This is a genomic window from Vibrio metoecus (assembly GCF_009665255.1).
GTDB lineage: Bacteria > Pseudomonadota > Gammaproteobacteria > Enterobacterales > Vibrionaceae > Vibrio > Vibrio metoecus_B.
In genome coordinates this window covers 2,548,832-2,571,211 of record NZ_CP035686.1, presented here as the reverse complement: position 1 = coordinate 2,571,211, position 22,380 = coordinate 2,548,832, and the positions used below count along the sequence as shown (strand labels likewise).

Here is a 22,380-nt window from a genome sequence, read left to right as displayed (position 1 = left end):
ATGTGTGGATTATACTTTGACTCAAATTTTAATAAATCTAGCGTTTCTGTAGAAAATCTTGAAGTGCTACTAAAGCACAGAGGTCCTGACTCAATGCAGGTCTATGAGTGTGGACACGTTAGACTTTTTCATTCTAGATTGGCAATAGTAGGATTAGAAAAAGAAAGTAATCAGCCTTATAGTTTTGACGACCTAGTGATTGTTTACAACGGCGAAGTGTTCAATTTTATTGAGTTGAGAAATGAGCTAAAGGAGCTAGGATATCAATTCGACACTAATTCTGACACCGAAGTAATACTTAAACTATTCCACTGTTACGGAAAGGGGTTTGAGGCAAGACTAAATGGTATGTGGTCGTTAGTTATTTATAATAAGACCGAAAATACAATTTATGTCAGTCGAGACCGGTACGGGCAGAAGCCTCTATTTTACTCATTTTCAGAAGAGCGGGTATTGATATCTAGTGAAATTGAACCTATTTTCGTCAATGGGAGTTACTCACCAGATCTTGAAACGATCCAATTATTTTTGAAAGAAGGTGATTTTGACTCGAATGGACGAACTTTTTTTAAAGGTATATATGAGTTTCCGGTTGCTACCTGGGCTGAATATGATTTAGTGAAAAGACGTATAGTCGATATCAAACGGTATTGGGATTATGGAAAAGGCTCTGAACTATCCAAATCATTTGATGAGCTTTTTGAGGATTCGGTAAAATTAAGGCTTAGGTCTGACGTAGAAAGTTCATTATTGCTCTCGGGAGGATTAGACAGCACAGCAGTAGCGAATGTTGTGAATAAGTTTCAACCTGTAGGGTTTAAAGCTTTTTGTTTTTCTTCTGAAGACGGGGATGATGAAGTTGAGTTTGCTAAGACTATTGCTGATAAGCTGAATTTAGAGATTGATGTGATTAAAAATAATGTCAGCGATAGTGAGTTTCTTGAGCAATTAAATAAACTTGTTGTCAGACTTGGGAGGGGCCATTCATCTCCAGCTATCATTTCTGTTGATAATATATATCGAAAAGTAAATGCGTCAGGAATCAGAGTGGCTCTAGATGGTCAAGGCGCTGATGAAATGCTAGCAGGTTATGCTCACTATCATATTCCTTTATTCAAAGATTCCTTGAAAACGCTCAATTTTAACTTGTTCAGCCTTGTATTCCGAGATTTCATTCGTAGCGGGCCTGTCAATTCGGTTGTTATGTATTTAAGAAATACGGGTGGAAGCAGGGTTAAAAGATGTATGAGAATTCTCTATGGGTATGAGCCACTATTTAATAGAATAGATAAAGATGATAGCCATATGACTTATATTAAGATTTCTCAACCGAAAAGTATTTATATTCCTAAGTCATATATCCAAAATTACTTGCTCAAGCAGCATGTCGTAGGCCTTAAAAATCTGCTTTATTATGGCGATATTGTTGCAATGAACAATTCTGTCGAAAATAGGTCTCCATTTTTAGATCATCGATTGGTAGAGCATATTTTTTCAGAGCCTAAGCTGGATAGTTTTCTTGGGGCCAAAGGAAATAAAAATGTACTCCGAAATATGGATTTTTATAATGAATTCGAATTAATTTTAGACAGGAAAAAAATTGGCTTCAATACACCTATTAGTAAAAATATCAAAGAGAAAATGTGCAAATTTATTCTGGATAATGGCAGGGTTTTTTCAAATAAAATAGTGTCAAAATCATTTTTTAATAAGCTATACCAAAGCAATCAATTACTAGAGTCGAAATATGAACGATTGCTATTTAGATTGTATCAGGTTGAGTATTGGTTCGAGTATTATTGTGGAGAAAAATGTTGAATAAAACAATAGAAATAATCATACCTTCTTACAATCGAGTAGATAAACTGTCATTAATATTAAGATGTCTAACTAAATCCCTAGCAGAAGACATTATCGTTAAAGTTATTGACAATTGCTCTGATGTTTATTACGAAGAAGCGTTTCGTAATTGTAACGACTTATCCAGATTGATTGATGAAAATAAGCTTATTGTTATTCGTAATGAAGCGAATGTCGGAATGTCTGCAAATATATTAAAAGCCCATCTTATTGCTGAAAGCGATTGGTATATGATTCTATCAGATGACGATAGAATTGAGCCTGATTTTTTTAGTAAAATACGCTCAAACATCGTTCTCGCTGATAAGTTACAAATCCCAATTATAAAATTAAACTCTCAATTTGAGGGAGAATGCAAGTCCATTGAGCATTTTATTAATCTTTCGGAAAGTGTAAGTGGATTTAATAGTCATATTTTTCTTTCTAATTACATATATAAGAATAGAGTGTTAAATAGTTTCGTGTCATGTGGGTATATGCATTGTAACTCATATGTCCCTCATTTCATAATGTTGTTAAGTTATATGCTCAATGGTGGTAAAATCCTATACAGCAAGGATAACCATGTAACTTATGAGGTTCCGTCAACGGGATATAATTATGCGCGAGTAGCTGGCTTAGGTGTTGGATGTTATAAAGATCTATTTTTAAATTTAGATGAAAAACTGAGTGCCAAAATACATGGCATGTTTTTCCCTCACAACGACTTCAAAGTGTTAATAGATTTAAGATACCAGACATTAGGTAATAATTGTAGTTTTGATTACTTATTTCATAAAAATAACTATCTCTTCCAAGTCAAGATAGCTAGATCTTTTTATAAAATGATTTTTTTATCGCTGGTATCTAGAATAATTCAGTCAAGAGTTGGTTTTCGTATTACGCTGATGTTATTGAAAATGCTCCCAAAATATTATCATCATATAGAAGAAATGGAACGAAGGTATGGATAAGGTTTTTATTTTACAACGCTTTATACCAAAGTATAGGTTGGGTGTATTTAAGCGGATTGCACCATCAAATCAAGATCGCATTCAGATGCTAATAGGAGAAAATATAGAAGGATTAAAGGCAAAGAATCATAGTGATCTTCATGGCGTTAATTATAGAATGTTAAATTCTAAGAAATATGAATTTTTGGGAAAACTACTGGTAAATCATATTGGGTTGTTTCGGACTTTAGTCAAAGAAAGACCAAGCGTTGTCATTTGTGAGGCGGAAAGTCATTTCCTTGGATATTTGAAAGCTATAGCATACAAGTTATTGTTTTTAGGCAAGCCTAAATTGATTTTGTGGTGCTTCTTTGTTCTTCCAGGTAAAGAGTTAGGCTTTTTTGATAGATATATGAAGCCAGTTTTTAGAAGTTTTTTTTCGGGTTTTATAAGTTATAGCTCCCTAGGGAAAAATTTTCTAGTATCCCATAACGTAAAAAAACCTATTGTTGTTGCAACAAACGTTTGCGACACGGACTACTACGATTCACTTTTAGAGTATGACAACAGAACTTCGATTGAATGTAAAGATATCTACAACCTTGCTGGTAAATTTGTAGTTTCTTTTGTTGGCACAATTGACGAGGTAAAAAAACCTGACTTCATAATTAAGATGGCTAATCAGTCAGCTCAATTAGAGTCTCTAGTATATTTAATTGTTGGGGATGGTCCTTACTTAAGTGAATTGAAAAATATGGTTAAAGAGCTTGGACTTAAAAACGTTGTATTTACGGGTAAAGTCCAAGATATTGTGAGTGTTATGAAAGCTACTAATGTACTAATGATACCTGGTCGTGGTGGGATCGTTATTTCTGAAGCTATGTGTTGTTCTAAACCAGTAATTGTCCATGAGGCTGATGGAACCGAACTAGATTTGATAGTAAATGGGCAATCTGGATTTATAGTTGATGATCTTAATACTGAAAATATTATTAATAAAATTAATATACTGATGGAGAATCAAGAGGAATATATAAAAATGTGTAATTGGTCACTTAAATTTTCAAAAATATATAATACCAAAAACATGGCAGATAAAGTCATAGAAATTATAGAAAAGGTATAAAGAATGAGGGTATGTACTAATTGCGTAATGGACACATCAGATTCGAAAATTACTTTTGATGAAAATGGAGTTTGTGATCATTGTACGACATTTTACAGTGATATCATGCCTAATTGGCATCCAGATGAGAAGGGGTGGATAGAGATAACTAAGATAGCTGCTGATATTAAGAAAGAAGGTGAAGGTAAAGAATTCGATTGCATTATCGGTATGAGTGGTGGTATTGATAGCTCATACTTAGTCTATTTAGCAAAAGAAAAACTTGGCTTAAGACCTTTGGTTTTTCATGTCGATGCCGGTTGGAACTCTCAACAGGCTGTGCATAATATAGAGCAAATAGTTGATCGTCTGGGCTTAGATCTATATACAGAAGTTATTGACTGGGAAGAAATGAAAGACTTACAACTTTCTTTCTTTAAGGCTGGTGTTTCTCATACTGATACGCCTCAAGATCATGCGTTCTTTGCAACCATGTACAAGTTTGCGTCAAAGCACAATATTAAGCATATTTTAACTGGTGGTAATTACTCTACGGAGTGTATTCGTAATCCTCTGGAGTGGATGTATTTTCAATCAGATTCTCGACAAATCAAAGATATCCAGAAAAAGTTTGGTACGAAAAAGCTTAAAAAATTCCCACTGACAAACATTTTGTGGCACAAGGTGTATTTGCCATATATCAAAGGTATTAAGCTTTATAGGCCTCTGGATTTTATGCCTTATAATAAAGAAGAAGCGACACAGTTTTTAGTCGATAACTATGGATACCAGCGTTACGCACAAAAGCATTTTGAGTCACGTTTCACCCGTTTTTATGAATCTTATTGGCTTTATGAGAAATTTGGCTTTGACACTAGAAAAGTTCAGTACTCTAGTTTAATCGTCACAGGTCAAATGACAAGAGAAGATGCTCTTAGAAAATTGAAAAATCCACCATATGACCCAGAGACCATTGATGACGACTTAAATTATATCGCCAATAAGCTCGGCATTACCACAGATGAGCTAAAAGGATATTTTGAAGCACCAAACAAAACCTATAAAGACTATAAAAACCTACAATCGATTTATGATGTAGGTGCAAGGGTAATGAGAAAGCTTGGTCTTGAAAAAGGTGGCAAGCGATGATTGCAATAGTAGATTATGGTTCTGGCAATATTCAAGCGATTCAAAATATATTTACTAAGCTCAAAGTTGAAACGTTTTTTGCTCGGACTCCTGACGACTTATTTAGAGCTGATAGAATTATTTTACCAGGTGTTGGGGCATTTGACGAAGCCATGACACAACTAGATAAATCGGGCATGAGGGCTGCATTGGACCATTTTGCGATGGTTGATAAGAAACCCGTTCTAGGTATTTGCGTTGGCCTTCAGGTCATGGCTAAAAGCAGCGATGAAGGTGTGTTGCCTGGACTTGGTTGGTTTGATGCTTCAGTAAAAAAGTTCGATGAATCAAAAATTAAGTTTAAGCCTAAACTACCACATATGGGATGGAACGAAGTTGAGCCCACTGAAGATCATCCTTTGCTCAGTAATATCGATTGCGAAAAAGGATTTTACTTTATTCATTCGTACTACTTTGATGCTCATGATGAGAAAGATGTTCTAATTAAAGCGCATTATGGTGATGATTTTTGCTGTGCCGTAAGAAAAGATAATATTTTTGGTTTCCAGTTCCACCCTGAAAAAAGTCATTCTAATGGTATTAACTTACTTAAGAATTTTTCTGAGTTTTCATTATGTTGAGATCAAGAGTATCCCCATGTTTGCTCATCCACAACAAAGGGCTAGTTAAAACTGTCAAGTTTAAAGATCCTAAGTATGTCGGTGATCCTATAAACGCCGTCAAAATCTTCAATGAGAAAGAAGTTGATGAGCTGATCGTTTTAGATATAGACGCAACCGTTGAAAACAAGTTACCTGATTACCAAATGATCAAACATCTCGCCAATGAGAGTAGAATGCCGCTGTGCTATGGTGGTGGTATTAAAACAGCTCAACAAGCACAAGAAATTATTAAACTAGGTGTTGAAAAAGTTGCAATTTCAAGCGAAGCATTGAGTAATCCAGCTGTACTTAGTGAAATGGCCGACATCATTGGTAAACAAAGCATTGCAGTTGTTTTAGATGTAAAGAAAAACCTGTTAGGTTGCTATGAGATTTACACACATAATGGTAAGAAAAAAGTTAAAAAGAAGTTCGAGCAAGTCATATCTGAATTAGAAGAAGTGGGTATTGGTGAATTAGTTATCAACTCTATAGATCAAGATGGAATGATGAAAGGCTACGATATGAAATTAGCCGAAAAGGTGCGAGACTTAACAAGTGTTCCGCTCACAATTCTTGGTGGTGCAGGTTCGACGGAAGATATCTTAAAACTAGTTGAAAAATTTAAAGTAATAGGTGCATCTGCTGGGAGCCTTTTTGTTTTTAAAGGTGTGTACAAAGCAGTATTAATTAATTACTTAACCCAAGATGCCCTTACTAAGATTAGAAAGATCGCACGTTCACAAGTAGGAAAGTAGCATGAAACAAATTCTTCAGGATATGGCTAAAGGTGGCTCTTCCATTGTTGAGTCGCCTTCGCCAAAAGCCACTAAAAACTATATTCTTATTAATACTACTACATCTTTAATCTCTGCTGGTACTGAGAGAATGTTGGTTGATTTTGGTAAGGCGAATTTAATTGATAAAGCGCGTTCCCAGCCTGACAAAGTAAAAATGGTTCTGGAAAAGGTTCAAACAGATGGCTTAATGACAACCATTGATGCAGTGAAGTCAAAATTGGCCCAGCCTTTACCCTTAGGTTACTGTAATGTTGGCATTGTTGAAGACAGTGGAAATGGTGCAAAACATTTTAAAGTTGGAGATCGTGTTGTTTCCAACGGTCCTCACGCTGATGTCGTTCGTGTGCCCAAAAACTTATGTGCTCTCATTCCAGATAATGTGTCCGATGAAGAAGCATCGTTTACGGTTGTGGCTAGCATCGGTCTACAAGGTATCCGTCTCGCTAACCCGACTATAGGTGAGTCATTTGTGGTGACGGGTGTGGGCTTAATCGGTCTACTCACGGTTCAATTACTCCGAGCCCAAGGGTGTCGTGTGCTCGCTATTGATTATGATGATGCGAAGTTAGAGCTTGCTAAGCAATTTGGTTCAGAAGTGTGTAATCCAGGAAAAGGTCAAGATCCTGTTGCCGCTGGTATAGCATTTAGTCGTGGAAATGGTGTCGACGGCGTTATTATTACCGCTTCAACAAAATCCAATGATCCGATAACGCAAGCTGCGCGAATGAGCCGAAAGCGCGGTCGTATCATTTTGGTTGGGGTCACAGGCTTAGAGCTAAGCCGTGCCGATTTCTATGAAAAAGAATTAACTTTCCAAGTTTCTTGTTCTTATGGTCCAGGCCGCTATGATCCGAGTTATGAAGAAAAAGGGAATGATTATCCGCTGCCTTTTGTTCGTTGGACTGAACAGAGAAACTTTGAGGCTATTTTAGACATGATGTCGGGCGGGCAACTGAACGTAAAACCGCTTATAACGCATCGTATTGTGTTTGAAAACGCAGCTGAAGCATATGATTTGCTAACGAGTGACAAATCGGCACTTGGTATCCTGCTAAAGTATAACTCACCTGTTGAATCTCGCCATACGTCAACACTCATGCTTAATCCCGAAGTTGAGTATAAGGCTGGTGAGCCTGTTGTAGGGTTTGTTGGTGCTGGTAATTATGCGTCTCGCGTCTTGATCCCTGCATTTAAAAATGCGGGTGCACAACTGCATAGCATATCTACCTCTAGTGGTATAAATGGTGTGATTCATGGTAATCAAGCTGGCTTCAAACAAGCAACAACCGATACAGATGCACTGATTGAAAGTGAAAAGATTAATACTGTGGTTATTGTCACACGCCATAATAGCCACGCACACTTTGTCAAAAAAGCGTTATCAGCTGGTAAAAATGTGTTTGTTGAAAAACCGCTGGCTATTCACCATGAAGAACTAGAGCAAGTTAAGTCAGTATATGCTGAAGCTTCTCAATCAAATAATCCGCCTAAATTGATGGTTGGTTTTAATCGACGCTTTGCACCACAAATCCAAAAAATGAAATCACTCATTGACCCAATAAAAGGCCCCAAATCATTCATTATGACTATAAACGCGGGTTGTATTCCAGCAAACCATTGGACACAGGACATTGGTGTTGGTGGTGGTAGAATCATAGGTGAAGCATGCCACTTTGTTGATCTAATGCGTTTTCTTGCAGGTAGTGAGATTGTCTCTGTTCAAGCTCGTAGGATGGGGGATAGTGACTCTGTAGATGTTACTGAAGACAAAGCGGCTATTATACTTGGTTTTGCTGATGGTTCACTTGGCACCATTCAGTATTATGCAAATGGCGCAGCAAATTTCCCGAAAGAACGTATAGAAGTGTTTGCTGATGGTAAGGTGTTACAGCTAGATAACTTTGTAAAGCTAAAAGGTTTTGGCTTTAAAGATTTTAAGAGAATGAATCTTTGGAAGCAGGATAAAGGTCAAAATTTGTGCTCAAAATTGTTTTTAGATTCTATTCGTTATGGTAACAGGTCTCCTATTGATATAAGTGAAATTTTTGAGGTGGCGAAGGTTTCTATAGATATAGCAGAGCAGCTTAGACAGCAATGAGTAAGCATATAAAAAATATATTTAATATATATCACACAGTTAAATATCTTAAATTTAAACAAGTATATTATAGAATTTATTACCGTTTCTTTAAACCTAAATTTGTTGATAGTGGTCAGCCCAATCATTTTTTTTGGCGATGGTCTGGCCCGTTACTGAATAAACAAAGCATATTCAGTAACGGCGAAGTAAAGTTTCTAAATCAAATAGGCACTGTAAACAAGCCAGAAAATTGGAATTGCTCAACTAAGCCTAAATTATGGTTGTACAACTTACATTATTTTGATGATTTGAGTTCGCAAGATGGTGCCTCAAGGCATCATCTGCATCAAGAATTCATTGATAGATGGGTTGCTGAAAATCCACCATGTATTGGTAACGGTTGGGAGCCTTATCCAATTTCGTTGCGTTTAGTGAATTGGATAAAATGGCTAAGTGTACAAGTAGATCCAGAACCTAAATATCTAAAAAGTATCTTGGAACAAGCTAATGTCCTTGCTCAACAACTTGAATACCATATTCTAGGCAACCATTTATTTGCAAATGCTAAAGCACTAACTTTTGTTGGTGCTTATTTAAAAGGGGGAAATTCTGATAAATTACTGACTCTTGGTGTTAAATTGCTGAATAATGAATTGGATGAGCAGTTTTTAGCGGATGGTGCGCATTTTGAACTCTCGCCAATGTATCATGAAATCTTATTGTGGGACTTGCTAGAGCTGATTGACTTAGCGATAACAAGTAATAGAGAAGAGCTTATAGCTTGCTTGCCGAAGTGGACTGGCGTGGCAGAAAGAGCATTATTCTGGTTGACGACCATGATGCACGACGATGGTGAGATTAGCTTCTTTAATGATTCCGCTATTGGTATAGCGATGCGCCCTCAGCAAATTTTCTCTTATGCGAGAAAATTAGGTCTAATATATTCTAATGTTGAAAAAAAATTAATTACCAACAAGAACAGTGGTTACAGTCGAGTCTCATTAGCGAACTACACTGTTATTTTTGATCACGCAAATGTTGGGCCTGACTATTTACCAGGTCATGCACATGCAGATACTTTGAGTTTTGAATTATCTATAGGTAAGCAACGCGTTTTTGTTAATTCAGGCACATCATTATATGGCACAAGTGCTGAGCGTTTACGCCAGCGTAAAACTCCAGCACATAATACAGTATCAGTATCAGGGTATGACTCCTCACAGGTTTGGTCTGGATTTAGGGTGGCAAGGCGTGCTTATGCTCAGCTGATAAAGGCAACCTGTGATGAGAATAAAGTTCAATTAATCGCAAGCCACAACGGCTACATGCAACAGAGTCCAAAAGTTATCCATACGAGAGAACTCGACTGTACGCATGATAGCATTATTATCAGTGATGTCTTGTCGAAGCCAATTCAAGCCCGCTTTCATCTGCATATTCATCCAGACGTTAACGTAATTAAACTGTCAGAAAAAAAGCTCAAAATCATACAAGATGGTGAAATTCTTTGCTTAATTGTCAGTGCAGAGCCAATAACTATACAAGATAGCACTTGGCATCCTGAGTTTGGTAAGTCTATTGCAAATAAGAAAATTGAAATAGATTTTATTAGTGGTTGCCTAAGAACAGAAATTATACAGATTAAGAGGGAATCGTGAAAATACTGGTTTTATCATTTTACTTCAAACCAGATCTGTGTGCGGGCTCGTTTAGGACGACAGCTTTAGTCGAGCAATTGAAGCAACATGCCGGGATAGAGATTGATGTCATCACAACCATGCCAAATCGATACGCTAGTTTTAGTACCGAGGCAAAAACAGAAGAATTTGATGGCAATGTAAGAATAAGACGCATAGATCTACCCTCTCATAGAAGTGGGATGGTGGATCAGATAAAGTCTTTCAAAGCCTTTTATCAACAGTCACGACAGATTGTTAAACACGAAGATTATGATGTGGTTTTTGCAACTAGCTCGAGACTTTTCACCGCGTTTTTAGGTGCCCGTGTAGCAAAGAGTAAGAGCTTACCTTTATATCTTGATGTACGAGATATCTTTGTTGATACGATTAAAGATGTTTTACCTTCAAAAGTCGTTATTATGTTAAAGCCCATACTATCAGTTTTTGAAAAATATACATTTTCTTCCGCGAATCATATCAATCTTGTCTCTAGAGGATTTGCTAGTTATTTCAATGAGCGTTATTCCAATATTAATTATTCTTGGTTTACAAATGGTATTGATAGTGAATTCTTAGATTTTCCTCCTCTTAGAACTGATATCGGGTCAAAAAAGCAAGAAAAACGAATTGTTTATGCAGGTAATATTGGTGAAGGGCAAGGCTTACATACAATTCTTCCTGAGTTTGCTAAACTGATAAATCCAGAGTATCATTTCAGTTTAATTGGTGATGGTGGTAGAAAGCAGCAACTAATTGACAGTTTATCTACTACGTCAAATATAGAATTCGAGCCTCCAGTTAATAGAATAAAACTAGTCGAGAAGTACTTGCAGGCTGATGTTCTATTTTTACATCTCAATGATTATCCAGCTTTTGAGAAAGTGCTACCGTCAAAAATATTTGAATACGCTGCGACGGGAAAGCCTATTTTAGCAGGTGTTTCTGGTTATGCTGCTGAATTCATTAAATCTGAAGTTACAAACGCTGAGGTTTTTTTTCCTGGTGATCATAAAGGTGCAATGAAAGCGTTAATGAAATTAAATCTTCAGTATACCGATAGAAATGACTTTATTCTTAAATATACCCGGTCCAATATAATGAAAGAGATGAGTGAGTCGATCGTTACTTTGGGGAAATTGTAATGAGTAGAGTTTTAATTACGGGATATTCAGGGTTTATTGGCAGTCACTTGGTGGACGCGCTCAGTCCTTCGGACAACATAAATTTACTCGGACGTTCCCAGCCACCACCATGTAATATACACCTGAATGCAAATATTGACCCCAATTCCGATTACTCTGCTGTGTTGAATGATGTTGAGGTTGTGGTGCATATTGCAGCCCGTGTCCATGTAATGAATGACAACTCATCTGATCCATTAAATGAGTTTAGACAGGTGAATACTTCAGGAACTATCAATCTTGCTACTCAGGCTGTTAAAGCAGGCGTTAGAAGATTTATTTTCCTTAGCTCTATTAAGGTTAATGGCGAATCAAGCCTTTTTAGTAAACCTTTTAAGGAATATGATATTAGACGTCCTAAGGATTTTTATGGACAATCTAAATCAGAAGCAGAAAAATTGTTAATAGAGTTAGCTGAAGAAACAGGATTAGAAGTGGTCGTTATTCGTCCTACTCTAGTTTATGGACCAGGAGTCAAAGCTAATTTTGCTGCACTCATGGGGTTAGTTTTGAAGGGTATGCCATTACCATTTGGCTGTATTACTGAAAATAAACGCAGTTTGGTATATGTCAATAACTTAGTGGATTTAATAATCACTTGTATTGACCACCCTAAAGCAGCAAATCAAGTTTTTTTAATTTCTGATGATCACGATCTTTCGACTTCTGAAATAGTTCGTGAAATGGCTATTGCTTTAGGTAAGCCAAGTTGGCAGTTACCGATTCCCATTTGGTGTTATAAGTTAGCAGGAAAACTATTTAGCAAATCAGATGTCGTAGAAAGGTTAACTGGATCATTACAGGTTGACATTTCTCATACGAAAGAAACATTAGGTTGGAAGCCGCCTCACTCCCTACGGGAAGGCTTTATACAAACAGCGCAAGCTTTTCTTCAAGAAAAAAATAAATGATGGTAAAAATGATTCGTTTAATTGATTTTCTCGCCGCATTCTTTGGTTTGTTATTTCTATGGCCAATATTATTAATTGTTACCATTATTGGTCTGTTCGATACAGGATCACCAATTTTTATTCAAACCCGGGTGGGTAAACATAAAAAGCCATTTAAGTTGGTTAAGTTTCGTACCATGTCGGTTAATACTCAGTCAGTGGCTTCTCACCTAGCGAGTGCGAGTTCAATTACGAAGCTCGGAGCTTTTTTGCGTAAAACCAAGCTTGACGAATTACCCCAACTCATTAATGTTTTGAAAGGTGAAATGAGTTTAGTAGGACCACGCCCCAACCTTTTTAATCAACATGAGTTGATTGCCGAACGTGATGCTTTAGGGGTTTATGATGTTCTTCCCGGAATCACTGGACTGGCTCAAATTCAAAATATTGATATGTCTACCCCAAGGCTTCTAGCTCAAACCGACAAAAAGATGATTGATACACTGACATTGAAGGACTACTTTGGTTATATCCTCAAAACAGTAATGGGGAGTGGTGCTGGTGACGCAGTAAATAAAAAATAGACTAATTAGAAAAGTGTGAAGCAATTACTATGGCTAGGCTAAACTTTATCTGGAATCTTTCGCGTGTAAATAAGCGCATCATCAGTGTTTTGGTGGATGCGTTTTTTATCATTTTCTCATTTTACAGTGCTTACTGGGTTCGAGTCGGGAACGTTGAGATTATTCACTCAGACTCGATACCTTATCTTCTTACAACGGTTATCGTTGTTACAATCCTAAGCTTTACTCGACTTGGGCTGTATCGAGCGATTCTCCGTTACCTCACTTTCCATGCTCTTGCTGTGGTGAGTGTTGGTACCCTGATTTCTGCTGCATCAGTCGCTATTGCCGCTTTCTATTTTGATGCGCCAGTGCCGCGATCTTTACCTATCATCTACGGTACTTTTTTGTGCCTGCTATGTGGTGGATCGCGTTTGATTGTGCGTGTATTGGTTTCTGGGCTCAATGGCAAAGGTCGTAAAGTCGTGCTGATTTATGGTGCGGGCTCTGCTGGTCGTCAACTAGCGATAGCTTTACGTAACTCAGAAAACTACAAAGTAGTTGGGTTTATCGATCAAGATAAAACCCTTGAAAATACCGTAATCATGGGTTTGCAAGTTTATGATATTAGCCGAGCTGCTTACCTCGTTGATAAGTACGATGTTACCCAAGTGCTACTTGCAGTACCGAGTGCTTCACGAGCGCGTAGGAAGAAGATTCTCGAGTCATTGATAGACTTGTCGGCGGAAGTGCTTACAGTTCCTGATATGAAAGATATCGTTGAAGGCAAAGCATCCATCGATCAACTGAAAGATGTGGCGATTGAAGACTTGCTGGGGCGCGATCCGGTGACACCTCAGCAATGTTTAATGGAATCGAATATCTTAGGTAAGGTAGTTATGGTGACAGGGGCTGGCGGTTCTATCGGCTCTGAGCTCTGTCGTCAGATTGTGCGGCAAAAACCTAAAGTACTAGTGTTGTTTGAGCTTTCAGAGTTTGGGTTATATCAAATCGATAGAGAACTCAAACAACTGATGGAAGCCGAGGGGCTGCACGTTGAAATCATACCGCTATTGGGGTCGGTACAGAGAATCAATCGCCTTGTGGTAACAATGAAAAGCTTCAAGGTTCAAACTGTGTATCATGCTGCTGCTTATAAACATGTACCTCTTGTTGAGTACAATGTCGTTGAAGGGGTACGCAATAACGTTTTTGGTACTTACTACGCTGCGCAGGCGGCCATTGAAGCAGGTGTTGAATCGTTTGTTCTGATCTCCACTGATAAAGCGGTGCGCCCGACCAATGTCATGGGAACCACCAAGCGTATGGCCGAACTGGGTTTGCAAGCGCTTGCGGAACAAGAAAACCGTAAAGCCAAAGGAACTCGCTTTTGTATGGTGCGTTTTGGTAATGTTTTGGGCTCATCGGGTTCTGTGGTTCCGCTGTTTAAACGTCAAATTGAGGCAGGCGGCCCAATTACGGTGACGCACCCAGACATTATTCGTTATTTCATGACCATCCCTGAAGCGGCGCAACTGGTGATCCAAGCCGGAGCTATGGGGAAAGGTGGGGATGTGTTTGTGCTTGATATGGGTGAGCCTGTACGCATCACTGACCTCGCGGTTAACCTTATTCAGCTTTCTGGGCTGGAAGTGAAAGATGAGCAGCATCCTTATGGGGATATTGCTATTGAGTTCACAGGGTTAAGGCCAGGTGAGAAGCTCTATGAAGAACTGCTGATTGGCGATAACGTTGGAAAAACTGCTCACGAGCGGATTATGACAGCCAATGAACGTTATTTACCTTTAGCGGAATTCGAACAGCATCTCAACGAGTTGGACAAAGCTTGTCATGCATTTAACCATGAACGTATCCGTGAGCTATTACTTGAAGCGCCGACCGATTTTAATCCGACGGATGGTATTGGTGATTTAGTTTGGCAGCGTACACAAGACAACCAGACTCAGCTTGAAAATCAGTTCGTGCATTAATGCTTTCGATTCATGTTTGTTCGAAATCGGTATGATCCGATCGGTTGATTAATACAGTCAGGAGTGGAAAACAACATGGAAGTGGTTCATCACGGAGGGAAGGAGAGTGTCACTGGTTCATGCCATGAATTGCGAGCCGATGGGCAAGCACTACTGATTGATTGCGGTCTGTTTCAAGGGGCGGATGAACACCCGTTGGCAGTGGAGTTTGCGCTGGGGCATGTGGATGCTCTGATCTTAACCCATGCGCACATTGACCATATTGGCCGTTTGCCTTGGTTATTGGCGGCGGGTTTTAAGCAGCCGATTTACTGCACGGCGGCAACGGCGGAGCTGGTGCCATTGATGCTGGAAGATGGTTTAAAGCTGCAGTTAGGCATGTCTCCCAAGCAGAGTGAGCGCGTACTTACCGAGGTGCGCCGTTTGCTGCGGGTGCAAGATTACCAAAAGTGGTTTGCTGTGCAGCCTAAGCGTGTTGATTCGCTCTGGGTGAGCTTTCAGCCTGCGGGGCATATTTTGGGCTCGGCGTATGTGGAAATTCGGCGTCCGAATGGTGAGGTGGTGGTGTTTTCGGGGGATTTGGGGCCAAGCCATACGCCTTTGTTGCCCGATCCGCAGTCGCCAGAGCGGGCAGATTATCTGTTTATTGAAACCACCTATGGCGATAAGCAGCATGAGGATGTGCAGAGCCGAGGGCAGCGGCTGCGCATAATGATTGAACGTTCACTGAGTGATGGTGGGGCAATTTTGATCCCTGCGTTCAGTGTTGGGCGCACCCAAGAATTGCTATTTGATATCGAACAACTCATCTTTTCGAATCAGATTGACGCGAATTTGCCGATTATTCTCGATTCGCCGATGGCGCAGCGTGTTACGCGATCTTATCGTCGCTTTAAGCAGTTATGGGGACGAGAAGCCAAAGCGCGGCTGCAAATGCATCGGCATCCTTTGGCGTTTGAGCAGTGTATTACGGTGGAAGATCATCGAACCCATGAGCGTTTAGTTAACCGCTTGGCTTCAACTGGAGAAGCCGCGATTGTGGTAGCGGCTTCGGGAATGTGTCAGGGCGGCCGAATTATGGATTATTTAAAAGCCCTGCTGCCGGATGAAAGAACCGATCTTATTTTGGCTGGCTTTCAAGCCGAAGGTACGCTTGGGCGTAAAATTCAAAGTGGTGAGAAGTCGGTGTGGATTGATGGCGATGAAATTGAAGTTAAAGCGCATATTCATACGATGTCGGGCTATTCAGCTCATGCAGATCAAGCGGATCTTCTGCGTTTTATTACTGGCATTGCTGAAAAGCCTAAGCAAGTACACCTTATTCATGGTGAAGCATCCGCTAAACAAACCTTCGACGAGCAGCTTACTCAACTTGGTTATTCGGTGTTTTAACCCGTATTTCTAACGCATTCCTCCCCTTGTTAGGGGAGGGAGAGTGTTTGGGCTTAAGCTCTCAGGGCTCGAAAGTCATTTCCTGTTGGCGCTTGGGACACGCGCAGGTCAAATTCAGGCAGTACTGCGTAGATATGATCAAAAATATCCGACTGAATACGTTCGTATTCAACCCACACTGTGGTGCTGGTAAAGCAGTACACCTCTAGAGAAATGCCATCGTGAGTGGGCGCTAACTGACGCACCATCAGCGTCATATCTTGGTGAATATTGGGGTGAGTGCGCAGATAGCGCTCTAAATAGGCGCGGAAACTGCCGATGTTGGTCAGGCGACGGCCATTGATTCGGCAGGCCAAATCCCAATGTTTTTGTTGGTTGTAGCTGCTGATCTCTTGTTCTTTTTCCGCCAAGTAAGGCTCAAGCAGTTGCGCTTTTTTCAGTGCTTGTTTCTCTTCTTCCGTCAAAAAATGCACGCTGGTGGCATCAATCAAAATGCTGCGCTTGATGCGGCGACCACCGGACTCTTGCATGCCTTTCCAGTTTTTAAATGAATCTGAAATCAGAGCGTAGCTTGGAATGGTGGTGATGGTTTTATCCCAGTTCTGCACTTTGACTGTGGTTAGGCTGATATCAATCACAGAGCCATCTGCGCCATATTTGGGCATTTCCAACCAGTCACCGACCGAGAGCATTTTGTTGGCAGAAAGCTGTACCCCAGCAACTAAGCCGAGGATCGGGTCTTTAAACACCAACATAAATACGGCGGTCATCGCACCTAAACCACTGAGCAGGATGACGGGGGATTTACCGATCAAAATCGAGGTGAAAAACAGCGCCGCGATAATAAATACAATGATTTTGATGCTCTGTAAAATACCGCGAGTAGGCAGGTTTTTCCCTACTTGGGTTTTGCTGAGCAATACTTCCAACACATTCAAAATAGAGTACGAGGCCAGCATGCTGAACACTACAATCCATAAGGCGGTGACGGTATGCAGTACGTCATAAGTGAATGTTCCGGGGCTCAGCCATAGCTGGGTTTGCACCGCAATCACGACGCCTTGGATCAGTAGAGCAACGCGACTAAACAGGTGCTCTTTAAACAACGCATTGCGCCAAACGCTCTGTTCATGGCGAGTGTGGCGCTTGAGCCACAGTAAAACGCCGCGATGCAACACCAAGTGAATAGCAATAGAAATAGCAGCAATCAGGCCAAGTGCTTCAGAAAGTTGAATCACGCGTTCAATTTCAATATCAAACTTCTGTAACCACAAGGTTAATGTTTCAAGCATGGCTTACTCCTTAATCAATCTGCGCGCCATACTACCTCAAACCCTAACGGCTTGCTATGTAAGTACTTGCTTCACTCGATGGCGTAGGTAGGGGACGATGTCTTGCTCAAACCAAGGGTTATTTTTCAGCCATAAGGTGTTGCGTGGAGAGGGATGCGGTAGCGGTAAAACAGAAGGCGCCCAGCGTTGCCACTGCTGTACCGTTTCGGTCAAGGTGGTGGGTTTGTCCGATAGGTAATAATGCTGTGCATACTGACCAATCAGGAGAGTGAGTTGCCGATTGGGCAGTTGCTCTAGAACTTTGGCATGCCATAGCGGCGCACACTCTTTACGCGGTGGTAAATCTCCGCTACGCCCTCTGCCCGGATAGCACAATCCCATTGGCATGATGGCGATCTTCTCTTCGCAATAAAATGTATCGCGATCTAAGTCGAGCCATTGGCGCAGTCGATCACCGCTGGCATCATTCCACGGAATTGAAGTGTTGTGCACCTTAGTGCCCGGTGCTTGGCCAATAATTAAAATCTTCGCCGCCGAATGGGCGCGGATCACTGGATTCGCACCCAACGGTAAATGGGGTTCACAGACTGTGCACTGGCGAATTTCCGTCAGCAGTGACTCAAGCATCAGTAGCCTTTTTCAAAATCAATCTGGTTACGCAGTGGCAAGTTATCGCACCAACGTTGGTAGTTATCGGCGAAGATATCGACCACTTGCTCTGGAAAGCTGACTGCTGCGATGTGTGGCGTGATGGTGATCGCCGGATTGCTCCAGAATGGATGATCTTGAGCGAGTGGCTCTTTGATAAATACATCCAAAAACGCGTGGCGGATATGCCCAGCAGCAATCAAATCAGGTAAATCTTGTTCAACCAACGTTTTGCCACGCCCCACGTTAAACAGCAGTGTCTGGTGGCAGTGGCTGAGATTTTCTTGATTGAGCAGCCCTTCGGTTGCGGGGGTATTGGGCAGCGTATTCACCAGTAAGTCGGCACGCATTAAGGCGGCTGGCAGCTCACTGATGTGATAAGTGGCATCAAAATGCCCTTCTTTGGCGGGAATGCCAGTGCGATTGACGCCCACCACTCGCAGCCCAAACTGTTTAGCCACATGGGCCAAATGGCAGCCAATTGAGCCAGTACCTAAAATCACTAGGGTTTGATTGGCTAAGGATGAGTAAGGGCGCGGCTGCCAAAGGCGCTCAGCTTGTTGGGTTTGATACAGGCGAAGATCGCGCTGATATTGGATAGCGTAACCCATCACATATTCGGCGATCAGGTGCCCGAAGATGCCTTTGACGTTGGTGAGCAGATAGTTTTTGCGCAGTTTGGGAGCCATTAAGGTATCGACACCCGCATAGGCGGAATGCAGCCATTGCAAGTGTGGAAAGTCGTCCAAACAACGCGCCGCCATCGGCGGTGCGGCCAATAAAATCGTGGCTTGTGTGCGATCATCGGTGACGCTAAGGCCTACGAGCTGACGCTCTAAGATCAGCTCGCGGTAGTGTTCATCATGTTCAGTCAGAATATACAGCTGGTGGAAATTGTTCATAGGCGCGTCTTTTTTCCCTTATGGTTATCCAGTACACTTCCGCTGTCTTTTTCCGCAACGATTTGAAGTGACTATGTTACAAAACCCTCTACAGCTTCGTCTTGAGAAGTTTGAACCTTGGCAACAGATTACCTTTATGGCCAGTCTGTGTGAACGTATGTATCCGAATTACGCTATGTTCTGTGAGCACACGCAGTTTGCTGAGGCGCGTATCTACCGTGACATTCTCGACAGCGTGTGGGAATTGATGACGGTAAAAAATGCCAAAGTGAACTTTGAGCATCAGCTAGAAAAACTCGAAGAGTTGATCCCAACTTCGGATGCGTTTGATCTGTACGCCGTGTATCCCGCGATTGATGCCTGTGAAGGCTTAGCCACCCTGCTGCATGGTTTGTTGGATCGTGATGATTTAGCGGAATCAATGATCAAAGTGAGCCAGATTTCGGTACAAACCGTCGCTCAACTGGAAGAAGCACAAACCGGTGAAGCCATCACCAACTATAACCAAAAAGAGAATGAAGCCGTGTGCGCCGAATGGGACGTACAGTGGGCGATTTTCCGCCCGCTGCGTGAAGCGGTTGAGCGCGACATTGATCTCATTAAAGACCTACGCAAAGAGCTGCGCGAAGAAGGGGTCAGCAATATCGGGGTGGAGTTGTAGTTCTCCCACGATTGCCAAGAGAAACGGGAGCCTAAGCTCCCGTTTGACTATTCCTCTTCGTCGCGGCTTTCGATCATGCGATGTTTACGCTTCCAATGTTCCCAACGTTCAGTGGCTAGCTGTTGCATATCGGTCGTGCGGTCCGCTTCATCAATGATTTCTTCGCCGAGCAGATGCTCGAAGATATCTTCCAAGGTCAGCAAACCTTGCACTGAACCGTATTCATCGACCACGACCGAAAGTTGCAAGCGTTTTTGCATCATCTGATCAAAAGCTTTAGGCAGGCTAAAGGTATTGAGCAGAACATGGATCGGGCGCATTACCTCGCCAAGTGTGGCAGTGCCTTGACCATTTTGCTGATGTTTAAACAGTTCAAGACGATGCACAAAGCCGACAATATTGTCTTTCTCTTCGCTGTAAATCAGCGGACGCGAGAAAGGTGTGTCGCGGTGTTGCTCAAGAAACTCATCAATTGTCAGAGCGGCGGCAACACGAAACAGAACCGGACGCGGCGTCATCACCTGCGTGACTGGCACGCTTTGAATGGCCAACAAGTTGTTGAGCATTTTGGATTCACCGGCAGCAAATTCGCCATTCTCGTTAGCTAGCATCGCCATCGCAGAAATCTCGTCCCGCAGTTTCGGCGCTTCCACTTTGTGCGCTAAACGCTTAGTGATCTGTTCTGAGAACCAGACGAACGGTGTTAGCGCCCATACCATCCAGCGCAGCACTAAGGCAGAATTTGGTGCCAGTTCGCGCCAGTAAGTTGCCCCTATGGTTTTTGGTACGATCTCAGACAGCACCAAAATACCCAGAGTCAGCACCGCAGAGAACAGACCTAGCCATTGGCTACCAAACACCACTGCAGCTTGAGCACCAGCCGTTGCCGCACCGATGGTATGCGCGATCGTGTTTAGGGTGAGGATCGAGGCGAGTGGACGGTCGATATCTGCTTTTAACTCCGCCAAGCGAGTGGCCGCAGGGTGACCTTGTTGACGCAGTTGGGCAAGATAGCTCGGGGTAATACTCAGGAGTACCGCTTCCAATACTGAACAGATAAACGATACGCCAATCGCGACAGAAATATATATCGCAAGCAGAAACATAAAATTCCTTGGTTTTTAGAGTGCACGTTCGAACTCTTTTCTTCTCACTAACGCTGAGCGGATGCCGAGCATTGCGGTGAGAATATGAAGAAAAATCGCTTCGCCTGAAGGAGTCGAAAGTGCTTTTTTCAGTCACTAAATCGATTGAAATGACAGGCTTCCCAGTCGATTAGCTCTCTTTTAATAAGGCCTCAGGCAGTCAATTACAAGCGAACCTGCGGCTTGATTAGTAACAAATTGTGAGTTGTTACTCAGATTACGGTTAAAAGTGCGTCATAAAAGCGAAAGTTGCGCGACAAACCTTTGCCAGATCGGGCATTTATGTTTTAGAGTGAGCTCGATTCGATAACCTATTGAGAAGGGAAACCTAAATGAACAAGACCCAATTGATCGACTTTATCGCAGAGAAAGCGGACCTGACTAAAGCGCAAGCGAAAGCGGCTCTTGAAGCGACTCTGGGTGCGGTTGAAGGTGCTCTGAAAGACGGCGACCAAGTACAACTGATTGGTTTTGGTACATTCAAAGTTAATCATCGTTCTGCTCGTACTGGCCGTAACCCAAAAACCGGTGAAGAGATCAAAATTGCGGCAGCTAACGTTCCTGCATTCGTAGCAGGTAAAGCGCTGAAAGACGCGATCAAGTAATTGCTTTATACTACGCCGAGACTAAACATCTCGGCGTTTTTGTTTATGAAGCAGCAATTTCCTATCTTTCTTTTGATCTCTGGCCTGTTGGCTGGGTGTTCTTCTACTCCAAATCCTAATCTTGAACAGATCAATCAATTTACCGGTGGTAAAACGATTGGTGATGCGACCAGCTTTTACTGGTATACCGAACGCTTTCAAAAACCGAGCTCAGCCTCCGATTACGTGACTTCTGGTGATTACGGCAGCTACCAAACTAGTTACCACTGGGAAGAGGGGCAAGTCCGTGAAATTCGCCGTGAGGGTGAACATCTGGATGGCAAAAAATTGCTACCGTTCCGAGTTCATATTCGTTTTAGTAAAGAGGGCGAAGCCGTCTACCAGCAGTATCGACTGGGTGGAAAGGTATTGCCGATGAGCGAAGAGCAGATCGCTCACTATGTATTGCAAGCTAAAGCGGTGGCAGAAGCCACGAAAGAGCAAGATAAGCAAGGATTAGAGCTTATCCAAGGCTATTGGAATGGTAAAGTGTTTGAAACCTGCGCTGGGGTTGAGTATCCGCGTGTCGAGTTTAATCAAACCCTACCGAGTTTTGTGTTTAACCGTCTTGCTTCTATTGAAAGCTATGTGGCGTTTTTGGGCAAAATCCGTAACGGTAAAGTGCATATCGATGAGTTGCTATTACTCGATGATGCGGATCACGACTGTGTGCAACAACCCGAGTTGATTGATTAAATCGGTTTATGTTAATGCCATCTAATCCCATCGAATAAAAACGCTGTTGAATAAAGAAGTTGTCGAATAGAAAACCTATCGAATAAAAAAGCGCGAACTTCGCGCTTTTTGTATTGATCAGGCTATGGA

At 41.6% G+C, this 22,380-nt stretch carries 20 protein-coding genes; 16 read left to right on the top strand and 4 right to left on the bottom strand.

Annotated elements, in window-relative coordinates:
- The 13 genes from asnB (at nucleotide 1) to EPB59_RS11610 (ending at nucleotide 16,263) form a co-directional block, all read left to right on the top strand.
- Nucleotides 1-1,818, top strand: coding sequence for an asparagine synthase (glutamine-hydrolyzing) (gene asnB / locus EPB59_RS11670; protein WP_154172858.1), 1,818 nt, complete (start codon nucleotides 1-3; stop codon nucleotides 1,816-1,818).
- Nucleotides 1,812-2,813, top strand: coding sequence for a glycosyltransferase family 2 protein (locus EPB59_RS11665; protein ID WP_154172856.1), 1,002 nt, complete (start codon nucleotides 1,812-1,814; stop codon nucleotides 2,811-2,813). Before asnB ends, EPB59_RS11665 begins: the two co-directional genes overlap by 7 nt.
- Nucleotides 2,806-3,918: a glycosyltransferase gene (locus tag EPB59_RS11660; protein WP_154172854.1), complete on the top strand. Its 1,113-nt coding sequence runs from the start codon at nucleotides 2,806-2,808 to the stop codon at nucleotides 3,916-3,918. The genes EPB59_RS11665 and EPB59_RS11660 overlap by 8 nt, the downstream gene beginning before the upstream one ends.
- Nucleotides 3,919-3,921: 3 nt before the next feature.
- Entirely contained in the window at nucleotides 3,922-5,046 is a 1,125-nt protein-coding gene (locus EPB59_RS11655; RefSeq protein WP_154172852.1) for an N-acetyl sugar amidotransferase, read from the top strand.
- Entirely contained in the window at nucleotides 5,043-5,666 is a 624-nt protein-coding gene (hisH, locus tag EPB59_RS11650) for an imidazole glycerol phosphate synthase subunit HisH (RefSeq protein WP_154172850.1), read from the top strand. The genes EPB59_RS11655 and hisH overlap by 4 nt, the downstream gene beginning before the upstream one ends.
- A complete protein-coding gene (locus tag EPB59_RS11645; protein ID WP_154172848.1) occupies nucleotides 5,660-6,445 on the top strand; it encodes an AglZ/HisF2 family acetamidino modification protein in 786 nt (261 codons plus the stop codon). Before hisH ends, EPB59_RS11645 begins: the two co-directional genes overlap by 7 nt.
- Nucleotide 6,446: 1 nt before the next feature.
- The gene (locus tag EPB59_RS11640; RefSeq protein WP_154172846.1) at nucleotides 6,447-8,585 is read left to right on the top strand and encodes a bi-domain-containing oxidoreductase; all 2,139 of its coding nucleotides are present in this window, start codon (nucleotides 6,447-6,449) and stop codon (nucleotides 8,583-8,585) included.
- Nucleotides 8,582-10,225, top strand: coding sequence for a heparinase II/III family protein (locus tag EPB59_RS11635; RefSeq protein WP_154172844.1), 1,644 nt, complete (start codon nucleotides 8,582-8,584; stop codon nucleotides 10,223-10,225). The genes EPB59_RS11640 and EPB59_RS11635 overlap by 4 nt, the downstream gene beginning before the upstream one ends.
- On the top strand, nucleotides 10,222-11,388 hold the full coding sequence (locus tag EPB59_RS11630) for a glycosyltransferase family 4 protein (protein WP_154172842.1): 1,167 nt from the start codon (nucleotides 10,222-10,224) through the stop codon (nucleotides 11,386-11,388). Before EPB59_RS11635 ends, EPB59_RS11630 begins: the two co-directional genes overlap by 4 nt.
- Nucleotides 11,388-12,338 (top strand): UDP-glucose 4-epimerase family protein, encoded by a 951-nt coding sequence (locus EPB59_RS11625; protein WP_154172840.1) that lies wholly within the window; start codon nucleotides 11,388-11,390, stop codon nucleotides 12,336-12,338. The genes EPB59_RS11630 and EPB59_RS11625 overlap by 1 nt, the downstream gene beginning before the upstream one ends.
- A gap of 8 nt (nucleotides 12,339-12,346) precedes the next feature.
- Nucleotides 12,347-12,901, top strand: a complete 555-nt coding sequence (locus tag EPB59_RS11620; RefSeq protein WP_154172838.1) for a sugar transferase — start codon at nucleotides 12,347-12,349, stop codon at nucleotides 12,899-12,901.
- A 29-nt stretch (nucleotides 12,902-12,930) separates the two neighbouring features.
- The gene (locus EPB59_RS11615) at nucleotides 12,931-14,871 is read left to right on the top strand and encodes a polysaccharide biosynthesis protein (protein ID WP_154172836.1); all 1,941 of its coding nucleotides are present in this window, start codon (nucleotides 12,931-12,933) and stop codon (nucleotides 14,869-14,871) included.
- A 75-nt stretch (nucleotides 14,872-14,946) separates the two neighbouring features.
- Nucleotides 14,947-16,263 (top strand): MBL fold metallo-hydrolase, encoded by a 1,317-nt coding sequence (locus EPB59_RS11610; RefSeq protein WP_154172834.1) that lies wholly within the window; start codon nucleotides 14,947-14,949, stop codon nucleotides 16,261-16,263.
- A gap of 53 nt (nucleotides 16,264-16,316) precedes the next feature.
- On the opposite strand, the gene EPB59_RS11605 is transcribed toward EPB59_RS11610, so the two are convergent.
- From EPB59_RS11605 to EPB59_RS11595, 3 genes are read right to left on the bottom strand one after another with little or no spacing between them, the layout of a single operon-like run.
- On the bottom strand, nucleotides 16,317-17,555 hold the full coding sequence (locus EPB59_RS11605) for a mechanosensitive ion channel family protein (RefSeq protein WP_154172832.1): 1,239 nt from the start codon (nucleotides 17,553-17,555) through the stop codon (nucleotides 16,317-16,319).
- Between the two features lie 54 nt (nucleotides 17,556-17,609).
- Nucleotides 17,610-18,182 carry a uracil-DNA glycosylase family protein gene (locus EPB59_RS11600; protein ID WP_154172830.1) on the bottom strand — a complete coding sequence of 191 codons (573 nt, stop codon included), beginning with the start codon at nucleotides 18,180-18,182 and terminating at the stop codon, nucleotides 17,610-17,612.
- Complete coding sequence (locus EPB59_RS11595; RefSeq protein WP_154172828.1) at nucleotides 18,182-19,105, bottom strand: D-2-hydroxyacid dehydrogenase; 924 nt, start codon at nucleotides 19,103-19,105, stop codon at nucleotides 18,182-18,184. The genes EPB59_RS11600 and EPB59_RS11595 overlap by 1 nt, the downstream gene beginning before the upstream one ends.
- A 73-nt stretch (nucleotides 19,106-19,178) precedes the next feature.
- Here EPB59_RS11595 and EPB59_RS11590 point away from each other — a divergent pair, with 73 nt between their 5' ends.
- Nucleotides 19,179-19,766 carry a YjaG family protein gene (locus tag EPB59_RS11590; RefSeq protein ID WP_154172826.1) on the top strand — a complete coding sequence of 196 codons (588 nt, stop codon included), beginning with the start codon at nucleotides 19,179-19,181 and terminating at the stop codon, nucleotides 19,764-19,766.
- A 47-nt stretch (nucleotides 19,767-19,813) separates the two neighbouring features.
- Here the strand turns inward: EPB59_RS11590 and EPB59_RS11585 are convergent, their stop codons facing one another.
- On the bottom strand, nucleotides 19,814-20,872 hold the full coding sequence (locus tag EPB59_RS11585; RefSeq protein WP_154172824.1) for a CNNM domain-containing protein: 1,059 nt from the start codon (nucleotides 20,870-20,872) through the stop codon (nucleotides 19,814-19,816).
- A 371-nt stretch (nucleotides 20,873-21,243) separates the two neighbouring features.
- On the opposite strand from EPB59_RS11585, the gene hupA reads away from it, so the two are divergent.
- Nucleotides 21,244-21,516 carry a nucleoid-associated protein HU-alpha gene (gene hupA, locus EPB59_RS11580; RefSeq protein WP_001044505.1) on the top strand — a complete coding sequence of 91 codons (273 nt, stop codon included), beginning with the start codon at nucleotides 21,244-21,246 and terminating at the stop codon, nucleotides 21,514-21,516.
- A 45-nt stretch (nucleotides 21,517-21,561) separates the two neighbouring features.
- Entirely contained in the window at nucleotides 21,562-22,251 is a 690-nt protein-coding gene (locus EPB59_RS11575; protein WP_055052062.1) for a DUF1481 domain-containing protein, read from the top strand.
- Nucleotides 22,252-22,380: the final 129 nt, after the last annotated feature.